This is a genomic window from Pseudomonas sp. LJDD11 (assembly GCF_024584215.1).
Taxonomy (GTDB): domain Bacteria; phylum Pseudomonadota; class Gammaproteobacteria; order Pseudomonadales; family Pseudomonadaceae; genus Aquipseudomonas.
The window spans coordinates 86,178-101,849 of sequence record NZ_JANJFL010000016.1 but is presented as its reverse complement, the minus strand read 5'-3'; the positions used below and the strand labels follow the sequence as shown (position 1 = coordinate 101,849).

Annotated in this window: 15 protein-coding genes and 1 pseudogene; 7 read left to right on the top strand and 9 right to left on the bottom strand. The window is 62.7% G+C overall.

The annotated features are described in order from the left end of the window. The first annotated feature begins 10 nt into the window (after positions 1 to 10). Both NRB16_RS18600 and NRB16_RS18595 read left to right on the top strand, forming a co-directional pair. Positions 11 to 694, top strand: a complete 684-nt coding sequence (locus NRB16_RS18600; protein ID WP_045491981.1) for an ABC transporter ATP-binding protein — start codon at positions 11 to 13, stop codon at positions 692 to 694. Then, positions 694 to 3,210, top strand: coding sequence for an ABC transporter permease (locus NRB16_RS18595; RefSeq protein ID WP_257106649.1), 2,517 nt, complete (start codon positions 694 to 696; stop codon positions 3,208 to 3,210). Before NRB16_RS18600 ends, NRB16_RS18595 begins: the two co-directional genes overlap by 1 nt. 48 nt (positions 3,211 to 3,258) lie before the next feature. Here NRB16_RS18595 and NRB16_RS18590 read toward each other — a convergent pair whose 3' ends face one another. Both NRB16_RS18590 and NRB16_RS18585 read right to left on the bottom strand, forming a co-directional pair. After that, complete coding sequence (locus tag NRB16_RS18590) at positions 3,259 to 3,816, bottom strand: thioredoxin (protein WP_253142324.1); 558 nt, start codon at positions 3,814 to 3,816, stop codon at positions 3,259 to 3,261. A 57-nt stretch (positions 3,817 to 3,873) separates the two neighbouring features. Further along, a complete protein-coding gene (locus NRB16_RS18585; protein WP_045491985.1) occupies positions 3,874 to 4,626 on the bottom strand; it encodes an SDR family NAD(P)-dependent oxidoreductase in 753 nt (250 codons plus the stop codon). A 92-nt stretch (positions 4,627 to 4,718) separates the two neighbouring features. Between NRB16_RS18585 and NRB16_RS18580 the strand changes: the two genes are divergently transcribed. After that, positions 4,719 to 5,468, top strand: coding sequence for an IclR family transcriptional regulator (locus NRB16_RS18580; RefSeq protein ID WP_257106648.1), 750 nt, complete (start codon positions 4,719 to 4,721; stop codon positions 5,466 to 5,468). Between the two features lie 27 nt (positions 5,469 to 5,495). On the opposite strand, the gene NRB16_RS29735 is transcribed toward NRB16_RS18580, so the two are convergent. Continuing rightward, positions 5,496 to 6,380 (bottom strand): methyl-accepting chemotaxis protein, encoded by an 885-nt coding sequence (locus NRB16_RS29735; protein ID WP_373568479.1) that lies wholly within the window; start codon positions 6,378 to 6,380, stop codon positions 5,496 to 5,498. After that, positions 6,354 to 7,292, bottom strand: a pseudogene (locus NRB16_RS29730) (cache domain-containing protein); the annotation flags it as partial. The gene NRB16_RS29735 and the pseudogene NRB16_RS29730, both read right to left, overlap by 27 nt. A gap of 341 nt (positions 7,293 to 7,633) precedes the next feature. On the opposite strand from NRB16_RS29730, the gene greB reads away from it, so the two are divergent. After that, entirely contained in the window at positions 7,634 to 8,122 is a 489-nt protein-coding gene (gene greB / locus NRB16_RS18570; RefSeq protein ID WP_045491992.1) for a transcription elongation factor GreB, read from the top strand. 16 nt (positions 8,123 to 8,138) lie between these two features. Here greB and NRB16_RS18565 read toward each other — a convergent pair whose 3' ends face one another. From NRB16_RS18565 to NRB16_RS18555, 3 genes are all read right to left on the bottom strand, one after another. Then, entirely contained in the window at positions 8,139 to 8,450 is a 312-nt protein-coding gene (locus NRB16_RS18565) for a hypothetical protein (RefSeq protein ID WP_045491994.1), read from the bottom strand. Positions 8,451 to 8,669: 219 nt separating this feature from the next. After that, positions 8,670 to 9,110, bottom strand: coding sequence for a DoxX family protein (locus NRB16_RS18560; protein ID WP_253117728.1), 441 nt, complete (start codon positions 9,108 to 9,110; stop codon positions 8,670 to 8,672). 103 nt (positions 9,111 to 9,213) lie between these two features. Further along, positions 9,214 to 10,641 (bottom strand): transglycosylase SLT domain-containing protein, encoded by a 1,428-nt coding sequence (locus tag NRB16_RS18555; protein ID WP_045491998.1) that lies wholly within the window; start codon positions 10,639 to 10,641, stop codon positions 9,214 to 9,216. A 209-nt stretch (positions 10,642 to 10,850) separates the two neighbouring features. On the opposite strand from NRB16_RS18555, the gene NRB16_RS18550 reads away from it, so the two are divergent. The 3 genes from NRB16_RS18550 (at position 10,851) to NRB16_RS18540 (ending at position 13,743) form a co-directional block, all read left to right on the top strand. Further along, positions 10,851 to 11,705, top strand: coding sequence for a TatD family hydrolase (locus tag NRB16_RS18550; RefSeq protein ID WP_257106646.1), 855 nt, complete (start codon positions 10,851 to 10,853; stop codon positions 11,703 to 11,705). 62 nt (positions 11,706 to 11,767) lie between these two features. Next, on the top strand, positions 11,768 to 13,243 hold the full coding sequence (locus NRB16_RS18545; RefSeq protein WP_257106645.1) for a methyl-accepting chemotaxis protein: 1,476 nt from the start codon (positions 11,768 to 11,770) through the stop codon (positions 13,241 to 13,243). Between the two features lie 137 nt (positions 13,244 to 13,380). Beyond that, positions 13,381 to 13,743, top strand: a complete 363-nt coding sequence (locus NRB16_RS18540) for an Mpo1-like protein (protein WP_253117723.1) — start codon at positions 13,381 to 13,383, stop codon at positions 13,741 to 13,743. A 164-nt stretch (positions 13,744 to 13,907) separates the two neighbouring features. Here NRB16_RS18540 and NRB16_RS18535 read toward each other — a convergent pair whose 3' ends face one another. Together NRB16_RS18535 and NRB16_RS18530 are read right to left on the bottom strand one after the other, a co-directional pair. Then, the gene (locus tag NRB16_RS18535; RefSeq protein WP_257106644.1) at positions 13,908 to 14,705 is read right to left on the bottom strand and encodes an acyl-CoA thioesterase II; all 798 of its coding nucleotides are present in this window, start codon (positions 14,703 to 14,705) and stop codon (positions 13,908 to 13,910) included. A gap of 187 nt (positions 14,706 to 14,892) precedes the next feature. After that, positions 14,893 to 15,660, bottom strand: a complete 768-nt coding sequence (locus tag NRB16_RS18530) for a CHAD domain-containing protein (protein ID WP_144403328.1) — start codon at positions 15,658 to 15,660, stop codon at positions 14,893 to 14,895. Positions 15,661 to 15,672: the final 12 nt, after the last annotated feature.

Below are 15,672 nucleotides of genomic sequence, written 5' to 3'. Positions count from 1 at the left end.
CGGATTCTCCATGAGTGAAAGTATTCTCAGTGCCCAAAACCTCAGCAAAGTGGTCCCCAGCACCGAAGGTGACCTGACTATCCTGCACGAACTCTCCCTTGAACTGAACAAGGGTGACACCCTGGCCATTGTCGGCGCTTCGGGTTCAGGCAAATCCACCCTGCTCGGCCTGCTGGCCGGCCTTGACCTGCCAAGCGCCGGCAGCGTGGTTCTTTCGGGCCGCAATCTGAGCCAGCTGGACGAAGACGAACGCGCCAGGGTTCGCGCCGAGCACGTCGGTTTTGTCTTCCAGTCGTTTCAATTGCTCGACAGCCTCAATGCCCTGGAAAACGTCATGCTGCCGATGGAGCTCGAAGGCCGCAAGGACGCCCGCGAACAGGCCCGGACCCTGCTGGAGCGGGTCGGCCTTGGCAAGCGCCTGACCCATACCCCACGCCAACTGTCCGGCGGTGAGCAGCAACGGGTCGCCATTGCCCGGGCCTTTGCTGCCGACCCGGACGTGCTGTTTGCCGACGAGCCGACCGGCAACCTCGACAGCCACACCGGTGAACGGATCAGCGACCTGTTGTTCGAACTGAACAAGGAACGCAACACCACCCTGGTGCTGGTCACCCACGACGAGCGCCTGGCACACCGTTGCCGCCGCCTGATCCGTCTTGAAGCCGGGCGCCAGGTCGCCCCTCTGGAGCCTTGATGGCACGTATGCCCCTGACGCGTCTGTTCAGCCTTGCACTGCGCCAGTTACAGCGCGATGCCCGCGCCGGTGAACTGCGCGTACTGTTCTTTGCCCTGATGGTGGCGGTGGCCGCCAGTACCGCCATCGGTTACTTCGGCGCCCGGCTCAATGCTGCCATGCTGCTGCGCGCCACCGAGTTTCTTGGCGCCGACCTGATTCTGGAAGGCTCCAGCCCTGCCACTGACGAGCAGCGCGCTGCCGGCTTGCAGGCGGGACTCAAGCACGGCCAGATCGTGATTTTCTCCAGCGTGATCGCCACCGACGACGGCATTCAGCTGTCGAGCATCAAGGCCGTCGACGACGCCTACCCGTTGCGCGGCGAGCTGAAAAGCGCACCTGACCTCTACCAGGCCGACCAAGCCAGTAAAGGCCCAGCTCCCGGCGAGGCCTGGGCCGAAGCGCGGTTGCTGCCGGCAGTCAACATGAAAGTCGGCGATACCATTGATGTCGGGGCCAAGCCATTGAAGCTGACCCGCATCCTGACCTATGAACCGGACCGCGCCGGCAACTTCTACAGCCTCACCCCCCGCGTGATGATCAACCTGCAAGACCTGCAGGCCACCGGCGTGGTCCAGCCCGGCAGCCGGGTGACATACCGCGAGATGTGGACCGGCTCGCCCCAGTCGCTGGCCGCCTACCGCCAGGCCATCGAGCCGGGCCTGCAACCGCACCAGGAAATCAAGGACGCCCGCGACGGCAGCCAACAGATCGGCGGAGCCTTGGGCAAGGCTGAGCGCTATCTGAATATGGCCAGCCTGGTGGCGGTGTTGCTTGCCGGGGTCGCCGTGGCGATGTCGGCAGCGCGCTTTGCGGCCCGGCGTTTCGATGCCAGCGCCCTGTTGCGCTGCCTGGGCCTGTCACGCCGCGAAGCACTGCTGCTGTTTGGTATGCAACTGGCGGTCATCGGCCTGGCGGCCAGTGCCAGCGGCGCATTGATCGGCTGGCTGGCACAGCTGGGCCTGTTCAGCCTGCTGCATAACCTGCTGCCGGCCACCGTGCCACCCGGCGGAGTGATTCCGGCCCTGGCAGGGATCGGCACAGGCCTGGTGGCCCTTGCCGGCTTCGCCCTGCCGCCGCTGGCGGCACTGGGCCGGGTCCCGCCGCTGCGGGTCCTGCGCCGCGACATGCTGCCGGTACCGGCCAGTTCCTGGCTGGTCTATGGCGCGGCCATCGTCGCGCTGGGGCTGATCATGTGGCGCCTGAGCCTCGACCTGGTGCTGACCTTCGCATTGCTGGGTGGCGGTATTCTCGCTGCCGTGGTGTTCGGTGCTCTGCTGCTGATCGGCCTCAACAGCCTGCGCCGGCTGTTGGCCGGGGCGCCACTGCCCTGGCGCCTGGGCCTAGGCCAGCTGTTGCGCCACCCGCTGGCGGCCGCCGGACAGTCGCTGGCCTTCGGGTTGATTCTGTTGGCGATGGGTTTGATCGCCTTGTTGCGCGGTGAACTGCTCGACACCTGGCAGAATCAGTTGCCTGAAGATGCTCCGAACTACTTCGTCCTCAATGTCCTGCCTGCCGACAAGGATCGCTTCAGTCAGACCCTCACCGGCCTGTCGAGCCACGCAGCGCCCCTGTACCCAGTGGTGCCGGGACGCTTGATGACGATCAACAGCGAGCCGGTCGGCCAGTTCGTCACCAAAGACTCGCGGGGCGAAAACGCCACCCGCCGCGACCTGAACCTGACCTGGGCCGCTGCCATGCCCGAGGGCAACAGCATCACGGCCGGCCGCTGGTGGGACAGCAACGCCCCGGCACCGGCCACCGATGCCGTGCCCGGTGTCTCGGTGGAAGCCAAGCTGGCAGACAGCCTGAACATCAAGCTTGGCGACCGTCTGGGTTTCAACGTCGGCGGCCTGACCCGCGAAACCGTGGTCACCAGTCTGCGCGATGTCAACTGGGACACCTTCCAGCCGAACTTCTTCATCATCTTCCAGCCCGGCACCCTCACCGACCTGCCGACCACCTACATGACCAGTTTCTATGTGCCGGCGGGTCATGACCGGCAGATCGTCGAGCTGTCGCGCGCCTTCCCGTCAATCAGCATCCTCGGCGTCGAGGCACTGCTGGCACAGGTGCGCAGCATTCTCGATCAGGTGACCCTGGCCGTGCAGTTCGTCTTGCTGTTCGTGTTGGCGGCGGGCGTGGCGGTGCTGTTCTCCGGCTTGCAGGCGACCCTGGACGAACGCATTCGCCAAGGTGCATTGCTGCGCGCACTGGGCGCCGGCCGGGCCCTGCTGATCAAGTCACGACGCATCGAGTTCGGTCTGCTGGGCGCCGCCAGCGGCCTGCTGGCCGCGCTGGGCTGTGAACTGGTGAGCTTTGCCTTGTACCGCTTTGCCTTCGACCTGCAATGGGCACCGCACCCGTGGCTGCTGGTACTGCCGTTGATCGGTGCCGTGCTGGTCGGGGGCGCCGGGGTCTACGGCACGCGCCGGGCACTCAACGCCAGCCCGCTGAGCGTGTTGCGCGAGGGTTGAGTCACCGCGCCGGCCGGTCTGTAACGACCGGCCGGCACCACGCGGGTGTCAGATATTCGCCTTGGCGATCCACTCGGACGGCTTGTCTCTGCTCCCAATCGCATCGTGCACCACCCCATCGACCATGAAAGTCGGCGATACGTGAATGCTGTTCTGGCGGGAGTATTTGCAGTGCCATTTGATGGCATGTTCCAGTTGCGGCTGAGCGAACGCCTCGGCCAGCTTCACACCGCTATAGCCTTCGAGCCGGGCAATGATCTGATTAGGCGTGGCGTCCATGTTCGGGCCGCTGGCATGGTGATCGAACTCGAACTCCTCACGGTGCGCAGCAATTGCCGCCATCACCCTTCTGGCCGTGTCCTTGCCGCCAGGCAAGGTCGAGGCGGCCAGGATGCAACGCACCAGCACCCCGGAAAACATATGCCAGGGCTGCGAATGCAGGCGGATTTTAAGGGTTACCCGGTCCTCACCCGCTTCGGCGAGAAAGTCATCGAGCTTGTTCAGGGCCCTTATCGAAAACGGGCACGTCGGCTCCAGAAACACTTCGAACGTACGCGGACCGTGGCCCCAGATCAGGGGATCGGCATTCCAGACAGCAGTTTCCATGATTTCTCCATGATGGATCGGCTTGATCAGTATCGACCGCAGGCGGCCGACGGGTGTTCAGAACTGCACGCCACGGCTCAGGCCACCATCGACCAGCAAGGTGGTGCCGGTAATGAAACTGGCGGCAGGACTGGCGAGAAACACGGCAGCCCGTGCCACCTCCTCCGGCCGGCCCATGCGCCCAAACGGGTTGGCCGCCAGGCATTGGGCGAAGGTCTCTGGCTGCTCGCGCTCAATGGTGCCCCAGACACCGTCCGAAAAATACACATTGCCCGGCGAAACGGTGTTGACCCGGATGCCCTCCCCGGCATGCCGCGCCGACAAGGTCTTGCCGTAATGCGTCAACGCCGCCTTGAGCACCCCGTAAGGCTCAGCGAACTGATCGACTTCGCGTCCTGAAACGCTGGAAATCAGCACCACCGCGCCCGCCCGAGACGTCCTCAACCAGGGCAGCGCGGCGCTGACCAGGCTGACCGTACCCAGCAGGTCGGTGTCGAATGCCTTGCGCCACACCTCAGCCTCGCTGCCAGCCGCCAATGCGCTGACGTTGGGCACCACGATATCGATACCCCCCAGCCGTTGGGCGCTGCTGGCGACCCAGTCGGCCACCTGCGCGGGCCTGGTGATATCCAGCGCGAAGCCACAACAATCCCGCCCAAGCGCAGCTTCGGCGGCCCGCACCTCGTCTTTGTTCCTGGCACAGAACGAAACCTGTGCGCCTTCAGCCAGAAAGCTTTCCACGATCGCCCGGCCGATACCACGGGTGCCGCCGCTGACCAATACCCGCTTGCCTGTGAGTTGAAGATCCATAATCTGCTCCAGCAAAATGAAAACGCAGGTACTCTATCGAGCCTCACGCACTGCTCGTGAGGTTGCTCAAGCAAAACAGGGAAATTCCGGCAATGCCGAAAAATACGCCAGAGGACAGCAGGCCGAACCCGCGAAATCGCGCTATCCAGTCGCTGGAGCGCGGCATGAGCCTGCTCGAACAGCTCAAGATCAAGCCTCAGGGTGCGCGTCTGCAGGAGCTGTGCGCCGCCACCGGGCTGTCCTGCAGCACCGGCCACGGGCTACTCGACACACTGGTCGAGCTGGGCTACGTGAACCGCTGCGGCACGCACTACAGTCTGGGCCTGCGTATGGGGGCACTGGCCGAGTCCGGCACCGCGCCTGCCAGCCGCCTGCGCGAACTGTTCAATCCTGCGCTGCGTGCCTTTAACGAACTGTGCGAAGAAAATTGTGTTTTGGCCGTACCTGGCGGCACCCGCAACTACCTGGCGCTGGCGGCCCTGGACCGTCACGGCAGGCCACTGGAGTGGAGCGCCGATGCACGCCGCGACAGGCTGACCACCTCCGCAGTGGGCAAGGTATTTCTCGCCAACGACCCGGCGTTGCTGCGCAGAATAAGACGCAAGCAGGCACTGGGCCCGGTACTGGAGCAGGAACTGGCGCAGATTGGCAAAAGCGGGTTTGCGCTGGACCTGCAAAACTCCGAACAGGGCCTGCATTGCATGGCAATCCCGCTGCGCCTGAACGGCAGACTGGTCGGCGCGCTGGGCACCGGCGCACCGGCCGGACGCTTGCAATCGGCGGTGATGAGCCGCCTGGCCCGGCGGGCGATGCGCGATCTGCTGCATTTGGCCAGCGCCTGAACGGCCAGTTCAGGCGCGAACTCAGACTCAGACGTTGAAGCGCCCCAGCAAGCGACCCTGCTCGCCCACCTGCTCAACCATCAGCGCACATTGACGCACCTGCTCCTCGGCACCGGCAGCCACTTCGTGGCTGATGTCGCGGATATTGGTGGTGTTGCGATTGATCTCCTCAGTGGTCGCGCTCTGCTCTTCGGCTGCGGTGGCGATCTGGGTGTTCATGTCGTTGATGTGCACGATGGCCTGGCGAATACGCGCCAGCATCTCGTTGGCTGCGCCTGCTTCCTCGGCGGTCTTGCTGGCGCTGTCGCGGCTTTTTTGCATACGCGACTCGGCCTGACGCACGCCGGCCTGCAACTGATCGATCATCTGGCGGATTTCCTGGGTCGACTGCTGAGTGCGCGAAGCCAGGGTGCGCACCTCATCGGCCACCACGGCAAACCCGCGCCCTGACTCACCGGCCCGCGCCGCCTCGATGGCAGCGTTCAACGCCAGCAGGTTGGTCTGCTCGGCAATGCTGGTGATCACCCCCAGAATCGACTCAATGTTATCGCTGAACTGCGCCAGCTCCAGAACCGCCTGCCCTGCGTCTTCCATTTCACCTGCCAGCCGCTTGATCGCCTCTGTCGAGCGCAACACCACCCGCTCGCCGCTTTCGGCCTCCTGGTTGGCCGCCAGCGCCGCCTGGGCCGCCACCTGGGCATTGCGCGCGACGTCCTCGGCAGTCGACGACATTTCCTGCATGGCAGTGGCCAGTTGATCGAGTTCCTGCAACTGACGCTGCAGCCGCTCATCGGCCTGGGTGGCCTCGTGGGAGGTGGCCGCAGTGCTGGTCCGTACCTGGCTGGAGGTGCCGAGAATCTGGCTGATCAGGCTCTGCAGGCTTTGCAGGAAATCGTTGAACTCTCTGGACACGGTCGCCACTTCATCTGTGCCGTTGGCCGGCAGTCGGCGGGTCAGGTCACCCTCGCCGCTATTGACCTCCTTGATCGAACGTTGCAGCAGATCCAGCGGTTTGAGCAGATGGCTCATGAACGTGCCGAGCACCAGCAGGCTGAGGACCACGCCCAGCACGGTGGCGATGATGGCGCGCCACGTCAGGCTGTCGGCCTCGGCCATGACGATCTTCTCGTCAAGCACCACACCAATGTACCAGTCGGCGCCGCGCAGATTGCTCAACGGCGTGAAAGACACCAGCAGATCCTTGTCGCCGGCATGAATATCCTGCAAGCCGCCGGTCAGCGTTGGCTGCTGGCCGGCAAACAGTTCGCTGTAGTTCTTGCCGTTCATCTCGGCCTTGGGGTGAGAAATGATCGTACCGTTTTTGCTCAACAGGAAGGCGTAGCCGGCCTTGTTGAAGTCCAGGGTATTGACCGCATCGACTACCACTTTCAGGCGCAGGTCACCGCCCAGCACGCCCATGAACTGCCCGCCATTGCGGATCGGGGTGACCGCAGAAATCAGGTTCTCGCCGGTGATGCCATCGACATAGGGCTCTGTGAGCACCGTCTTGTCAGCGGCCTTGCCCTGGGCATACCAGGGCCGCACACGACCGTCCCAGTCCGGCTTGGGCTGCCAGGAATCGAGGTTCTTGAGGGTTTTGCCGTCGGCGTCCAGCGAGCCGAAGATCATGATGAACTCATCTTTGAGCACTTGGCTGTTAATGCTCAGGTTGATCTGCTCAAGGCTGTAACTGGCGGCGATATTCTGCGCCATCAGGTCCATCAGCCTGAGTTTGGCATTGAGCCAGTTCTCGATCTGCCGGGCCAGCGCACTGCTGGACTCGCCGATGCTTGCAGAGGTTTGCTTATACAGGGTGTCGCGCACCTGAGTGATCTGCGACAACGATAACAGGCTGGTCGTAAGAAACAGCACGGCAGCCGCGGCCAGGCTGGCCTTTCGCACGATTTTCACAGGCACGCTCCAGAATAATTTGTAAGAATATTTTTACAGGTACTGCAATAGCTAAATGACGGCACATCAAGCCAATACGCCATTTGTATCGTTGTTTCTCATGGTTTCTGAAGCCTTTTCGGCCAAAAGAGTAGTAAATAATTTACACCTTCTTTCCATGTACCTTCCCGTCCCCCGACACGGCCCGTTATATTCAGCGCCTGTCCCTGGCTGGGCGCCGTCCAGCCCTTGATCAACCTGCCAACGGAGGCGGCTTGGCGACCAACATCATCACCCGCGAAGGCCACGACAAGCTCAAGGCCGAACTCGATCACCTGTGGCGGGTTTATCGCCCGGAAATCACCCAGAAAGTCTCCTGGGCGGCGTCACTGGGCGACCGCAGCGAAAACGCCGACTACCAGTACAACAAGAAATTGTTGCGCGAAATCGATCGCCGCGTGCGCTATCTGCGCAAACGTCTGGAAGATGTAAAAGTCGTGGATTACTCGCCGCAGCAGGAGGGCAAAGTGTTCTTCGGCGCCTGGGTCGAAGTCGAAAACGATGACGGGCAGACCATGAAGTTTCGCATTGTCGGCCACGACGAGATCTACGGCCGCAGCGACTACATCTCCATCGACTCGCCCATGGCACGGGCGCTGCTCAAGAAAGAGCAAGACGACGAGGTGGTGGTGCAGATCCCCGATGGCCAGGCGACCTGGTACATCAACAGCATTGCTTATCGGCTGGCGGATCAAGGCAACTGATCCGCCCGCGCAACCTTCAGCCCAGGGTAATAAGCCCCTGGCGGGCAATCCGGGTCAGGTCGCGGATCACCGCCGGCGCACTATCGGCATCCGGGGCATGGATCACCGCCAGATCGAACTGGTCATTGGCGTAGCCGGACAACGGCTGGCGGGTATCGACGAACTGCAACAGAAAGGCACTGGCCTTGCCGCCTTTACGCGGCCAGCCGTCCAGGTAACGCAGCAGGGTCGGTTGATGCACACCACCGAGCAGGATCCGCGGGTTCTTGCGGCCGATATAGGCGGTGACGGGGGAAATACGCAGGGGGCGGCGCTGGGTCTGGCTCATGCTCTGGGTCTCTGCCTCACTGATTCCGCTGGGCAGCGGTGGGAGGCAACACCGAACCAACGTTTTAGCGGTATTTCGGCTTGAGCCGGGCGCCCCGCAAGTAGTTGTTAAATCGGCGCAGGTGGCCATCTTAGGGCCAGTAGTGAGGGCAACGCAAGCACAGTAACGCCCAAGACCGTGCAATGCACGGTCCTGGCAGCGTCGATCAATTCAGTGGCTTCAGACTCGCGCGGCAATCGCCCGGTCAACCGACAGCTTGCCTGCCCCTTCGATCAGCACAGCCACCGCGCCGCCCAGCAGCGCCAGGGCAAATTCGTAGCCGTTGTTGGCCATGAACAGGCCGTTGGCCAAATGCACACTGATGATCGCCACACCCAGCAGGAAGATCAGCACCGCGGCGGCCGGACGGGCCAGCAGACCGATGACGAAGGCCACACCGCCGAAGAATTCGGCACTGCCAGACAACAGCGCCATCAGGTAGCCAGGTGTCAGGCCAATGCTTTCCATCCACTGGCCGGTGCCTTCCAGACCGTAGCCACCGAAGGCGCCAAACAGCTTCTGGCTGCCGTGGGCGATGAAGATAATACCGACGATGACGCGGATGACCGTGATGCCCAAGCCAGCACGGGTAGACAGAACAGTGTTGATCAGGTTTTTCATTTCGGTGATTCCAATTGAGTGATAAGCGGGAATGGCGCCATCATAATCGAATCAATAAATATGAAAATCGCAAAAAACTTGGCATTAAAATCGAATTATTCGATCAATTGCGCGTGACGTACTTTCTTGCCCCCGGCCCACGCTCCAGTGCGTCGCGTTGCCGGTCAAATGCCAGGTAGTACTTGTTGACGCTATTGACGAACGTCACCACGCCTGCACCCTTCTGTTCCATGGCGATGCGTTCGGTCTGGAAGAACCACTGGTTAGGGTTCAGGCCGCGTTTGCGCGCTTCCTGGCGCATGCTCTGGACCCGCTCCGGCCCCAGGTTGTAGGCGGCAAGCACAAACGCCATGCGCTCGCGCTCGTTGATTTGCGGGCTGGCAAAGAATTTGCGCTGAATCAGCGCCATATAGCGCGCCGCCGCCTGCACGTTGCCATCGGCAGTGTGGATGTTATTGACCCCGACCCGCCGTGCAGCCGACGGGGTGATCTGCAACAGCCCGGTAGCGCCGCCGCTGCCTTTGGCCGTGGTATCGAGCTTGGACTCCTTGAACGCCAGCGCGGCCAGGTCCAGCCAGTCAATGCCGTGAGCATCGCCATGGCGTTGCAGGATCGGCCGCAGTTCGTGCAGGCGTTGCAGGTTGCTGCGCGCCAATGGGTTATTGACCCGGTACATTTTTTTGAAGGCTTTTTCGAACACCAGATCCTGGTTGGCCGGCGCTTTGTAGGTGGCCAGAAAACCATTGATGCTGGCCTGCAACAGCGGCGCGTCTTCACGGACGAACCAGCCGATATTGCCGTGGCTTTCAAGCTTGAGGTTGCGCTCGACGCGCAGCTTGGGCATGACCCGCGCCCAGCGCTCGGCAATCGGCTGTTCGACCAGGGTCAGCGGATAAATCCCGGCCTGGACCATCTCCAGCACATCCTCTACCGACAGGCTGGGGTCGACCCACTCGATGTGCACCGGGGCCAGCTTGCGCTGCGCCAGGCGCAGGTTGAGGTCATGCACCGCCGCATCGGCCACACTGCCGGCCGGCAGGCTCAGGGTACGCCCGGATAACTGCTCGATGTGCTTGAAACTGCGCTGGCCACGGCCAGTGACCACCACCAGCGCTACGTCGGCAACGATCGGCCGGCTGGCGCTCACGCCTTTGCCAGCAGTTTCAAGCAGCTCACCCGGCGCAATAAGGTCACCTTCGCCGCGCAGCAACGCGGCCAGCAACTGACTCTTGGCCTTGGGAATGATTTTGAACGTGACCTTGCCGCCACGCTGACCATTGAGGTGCTTTTCAAAGGCTTGCAAACGTTCGTACTCGACGCCGACTTCCTGCCCCTTGATATCTCCAGAGCTGTTGCGGCTCTGGTTGACCAGTACGCGCAACACCTTGCTGCTGCGAATGGCCGGCAGGTCGCGAACCTGGGCCCGTTTTTGCACCGCCTGGGGACCGTTGTGGGCGACCTTGCGCGGCTCAGCCGATAACGGCGCAGTAAGCGCCAGGCAAACGATGGACAATAGCGCGGCTCGGATCATTCGCTCTCCGTGGGGCATTCTGGATCAGCCAAAAAGCCAGGTAAGACAGACAGAAAAAGGTCCCTTATGACCCGTACGGTGACGGTAAGGTCCCTTCAGGTGTTGCCAAAAGCGTTGAACCGCGAGGTCCAAGGTATTGAATGCACAGCATTTTCGGGCACTGCGACAGGCTCTGTTATGCTCAGCGGCATCAGGCCAGAGGTGGAACCATGCAATTGATCGACATCGGCGTCAACTTGACTAACGCCAGCTTCACGTCCGACCGACAGGCGGTATTGCAACGCGCGTTCGACGCCGGCGTCACCCAACTGGTGCTCACCGGCACCGATCTGGCGTGCAGCGAACAGAGCCTTCAGCTCTGCCACGAACTGGATGAAAGCGGCCAGCAACTGTTCTGCACCGCCGGTTTTCACCCCCATCATGCCAGCGACTGGGGCCATGAAAGCGAGCGGCAACTGAGCGCCCTGCTGGGCGAGCCACGGGTGCGCGCCGTCGGTGAATGCGGCTTGGACTTCAACCGCGACTTTTCACCCAGGCCGCAGCAAGAGCGCGTGCTGCATGCACAACTGGCTCTGGCTGCGCAGTTGCAACGCCCGGTTTTTCTCCACGAGCGCGACGCCAGTGAACGGTTGCTGGCTATTTTGCGCGACTACCGCGATCACCTGCCGGCCGCCGTGGTGCATTGCTTCACCGGTGACAAGCAGGCGTTGTATCGCTACCTGGACATGGACCTGCACATCGGCATCACCGGCTGGATCTGCGACGAGCGTCGTGGCACCCACCTGCACCCGTTGATGCGTGACATTGCTCGCGGCCGCTTGATGCTCGAAAGCGACGCACCATGGTTGCTGCCGCGTACATTGCGGCCCAAGCCGAAAAATGGCCGCAACGAGCCGGCCTTTCTGCCCGAAGTGCTGCGCGAAGTGGCACTGCACCGTGGCGAAAGCACCGACGACCTGGCCAGGCATACCAGCGAGTGCGCACGCAGCTTCTTTGGTCTGCCAGTGCTAGCGGGAGATGAAACCTCGGATTTTGTTGACACAAATCAACGGCCCTGGGGATGAATAAGGCAAGGTGATATCACCTTGCTGAATACCTTCCACTACGACCATAAAGAAGACCACTCATGGGCTCATGGCTTAGCAACCTCTCTTTGAAGTACAAGTTCTGGGCCGTCAACACGGTGGCCTTCTTCACCACCTTGATGCTGGTGCTGTACGCCTTGCAACTGGAGCAACAGAGCCGCCAGCTCAGCGCCCAGCAGGCCGCGCAAAGTCAGGCCCGGTTGCTGACAGCGTGGCCGGCCGGGCAGCCGCTGCCGACCGGCATCGATGTGGTGGCGTACCCGGCCGGCCAGACGCCTTCGGTGAATGGTCAGGCGCTGCCAGCCCTGGCGTCAGGGCGTGGCTGGGTCGAGCTTGATCTGCCGCTCAACGAACGCACCTTGTATGGTGCCCAATTGGTCGAGCGCAATGACAGCCAGCGCCTGGCCGTGCTCGCTTATGCACCGCACTTCAAGGCCGTGCTGCTTGAGCGCTTTGGCCAGTACGCCATCGCGGTATTTCTGTTGATGACCCTGATGCTCTGCGCTTCGCAATTGCTGATCCGTTTCCTGCTCAGCCAGCTCAACGCCCTCAAGGATGTGATGCTGCATGTCGAGCGCAGCGGAGACCTCTCGGTACGCGCCCCCAGTGGCGGTGAAGATGAGGTCGGGCAGATGGCCAAGGCCTTCAATGCCATGCAGGCAGGCTATCAGCGCGTCGTCAATACCGTGTCGCAGACCGCCGCACGGCTGGACGCCGGTGCCGCCAATCTGGCCAGCGGGATGAGCGAAGTGCGCCACGGCATGCTCGGCCAGCAGAGTGAAACCGATCAGGTCGCCACCGCGATCAACGAGATGTCAGCCACTGTCCACCATATCGCCCAGCACGCCAGCACCACCCGCGACCAGTCGCAGACTGCTGACACCTTGGCCGGCAGCGGCAAGCAGGTGGTGGATCGGGTCCAGGTGTCGATTGCCGGCCTGTCCAGCGGCGTGCAGCAGACCGCCGAGATGATTCAACGCCTGGCCGAAGACAGCCAGAAGATCAGCGGCGTGGTCAATGTGATCCACAGCATTGCCGAACAGACCAACCTGCTGGCCCTCAACGCGGCCATCGAAGCGGCACGGGCCGGCGAGATGGGTCGTGGTTTTGCGGTAGTCGCCGACGAAGTGCGCAACCTGGCAAAGCGCGTGCAGACCTCCACCGACGAGATCACCAATATGATCGAAGCCCTGCAATCTGGCACCCGCGACGCGGTGGACTTCATGCAGGACAGTTCGTTCAAGGCCGACGAATGCGTGCAGCAGGCCCAGGAAGCCGGTCAGGCGCTGGCCGCCATCGCCGATGCCGTAGCGCAGATGCGCGAGAGCAACACCCAGATTGCCGTGGCGGCGCAGCAGCAAAGCCAGGTGGCCGAGGAGATGAACCGTGCGGTGGTGAGCATTCGCGACGTGACCGAACGCACCGTGACCCAGACCGTCGATTCGGCCTCCACCAGCAGCGATCTGGCGACCCTGGCCGGTGAACTGAACAGGTCGATTGGGCAGTTGAAGTTGTAAGCGCAGCGGGTCGCCCCTGGCAGCCCGCTATGAGGCCGATAGTCAGCCTCGATTCGCCGCCTGCCGTTGGTCAGCCTAGACTTCAGACACTGGACCGCAGTTGCCGCTGCGGTGATGTTTCTGAACAGGAGCGCCACATGGCCAAGCGACTTCCCAACCTGCACAGCTGGCAATGGCGTGGCTATGCGGCCACGCACCGCCATCCGACCAACCTGACTCTGCACCTGCTTGCCGTACCACTGTTCATACTCGCGGCGCTGTTGCTGCTGGACGGGGTGTTGTCCTGGAGCCTGACCTCCATCGCCATCGGCGTGATTGGCCTGGTGGCGGCGCTGGGCCTGCAACGGCATGGGCACCGGCTGGAAAAACAGGCGCCAGAACCTTTCGCCAATCGCAGTGATGCGGTCAGTCGGCTGGTGATGGAGCAATTCGTGACCTTTCCGCGCTTTGTGTTCAGTGGCGCCTGGTGGCGCGCCTGGAAGGACCGGCATCGGCATTGATCGGCCCCTTGCAAAGTCCCCTTCCCGACCAGGACGGATTGCCGCCCTGTCACCCCCACCCGACCCTGACCTGAAATACAGTGGGAACGAGCTCGCTCGTGAAGAGGCCAGACCAGACACACCCGGCACCATCGCCTTCGCAGCTAAAGCTGCTCCTACGGGGGTTAGCCAAACACGGTCACGGTCTGGCGGCTGATGGCGATCAGCTCGCCGTCCGGCGCGCGTAGCGTGGCGGCCACATGGCCGTAGCCGGCCGCCGCCTGTTCAACCTGTGCATGGTAACGGCACCAGTCCAGTGTGGTGATTTGCGGTTGCGGGTGGATGAACTCGATGGTCCAGGTCAGTGAGCTGTGCGGCGCCGGTTTGCTCAGCCAGCCGAGCAGGCCGGGCGGCCATGCATCGACCAGTGCCAGAATATGGGCTTCGGTCAGCGGCTGTGGCTGAGCATCGCGCAGCCGTACGTAACCACCAATGGCCGGTGCCGGGGTGCCGCTGTACGGCAACCCGCCCAACCCCCACTGGATGTCCAGGTGCTGGAAGAAATCCGGCATGACGCCTTTGATAAATGGCAGCGCGGTGCAACGTTCGAGCGGCGGCACGTCGGTGCTCATCGGGGCCGGCGCGAAGCTTACTATCGAGTCGCGTGCAGCGCCGAAGCTGCCCTGAATCAGGGTCGTGACTGCGCCGTTTTGCACGGTGCGGCCCAGCACCTGGGTGACTGCTGAGCCTTGACGCAGGATGTCTGTTTCAAATGCGACCGGCACGTCAGGGGCCACCGGGGCGACAAAGGTGATTGCCAGCGAGCGCAGTTGTCGGCTGGCCTCGACCTGGGTGCGCATGGCCTGGTACTGCAGCGCTGCCACCAGGCCGCCAAAGCTGGCCCGGCCTTGCGCCCAGTGCCCGGGGATGGTCAGCGAACGAGGGTTATCGGCTACGGCGGCGAGCAATTGGGCAAAGGTCATGGAGGCTCCGTTCAGGTTCAGGATTTACAGATCGCCGCAGGCCCCGTGCCGACAGGTCTGGGCTGGCACCGAGATGTGTGTACTTAACAGAACAGGGTTGGATCTGGCGCAAGGCAGCCCGGTCAGCTTACTCAGTTCTGCAGGCCCGGGAAAAAGGCATTTGCGCCATAGAGCCGGTCGATATGCCTTATTCCGGGAAGCATGCCTGGGTCAGTCGCTGCAGCGCCGATTCGCCTTTGCTTTCGGCGCGGCTTATGCCGGTCTGCCATAGCGCTACACAGGGCGTCAGGTCCGCGTGCTGGTCGGCCAGCGCCAGCCATTGCAGGTGATCGTGCCAGTCGCCCAGCGCGCCTTGGGCGTCTTTGAGGCGTTTGCTCATGCCCTTGGGCTGGTGACTGAGGTCGGGATAGACCTCGGCGGCGTAGCGCACCCGTTTGATCAACAGGCGCAGGTGGTGGCGATCGTGTTCAGGGTCGGCAATGGCGTCGCGCAGTTTGCGCCACTGTTTATCCATGACTTTCTCGATGCTGCGGCGCAGACCGCGCACCAGCCCGGCGCGCTGCTGCTCTCGCAGTTGCTCCGGGAATTTGCCCAGCCGCTCGAACAACCGCTTGAGTTGCGGACTGCCCGCCACCCGTGGGCAGGCATCGTCCAGAAACGCTTCGCGGGGTCGGGCCAGGGCATGCCAACCGTTGTCGTGCAGTTGCGCGCACAGCACTTGCTGATCACGCAGTGGCGTGGTCAGGCGGCCGACTTCCCGGGCCGCATCTTCCAGCTCGTCGACCCCGCGAATCCCGCGCAATGGCCGCAGCAGGCTGCGTAGGCGCCTCACTGTGGTACGCAGGTCGTGCAGCGCCTCGCTGTCGGTGGATACCGCCAGGCGCGCCTGACAGGCATACAGCCGCACTTCCAGCGCCAGTACTTCGGCAATCAGATGGCTTACCATCGATGTCATGGTTGCTCCCCA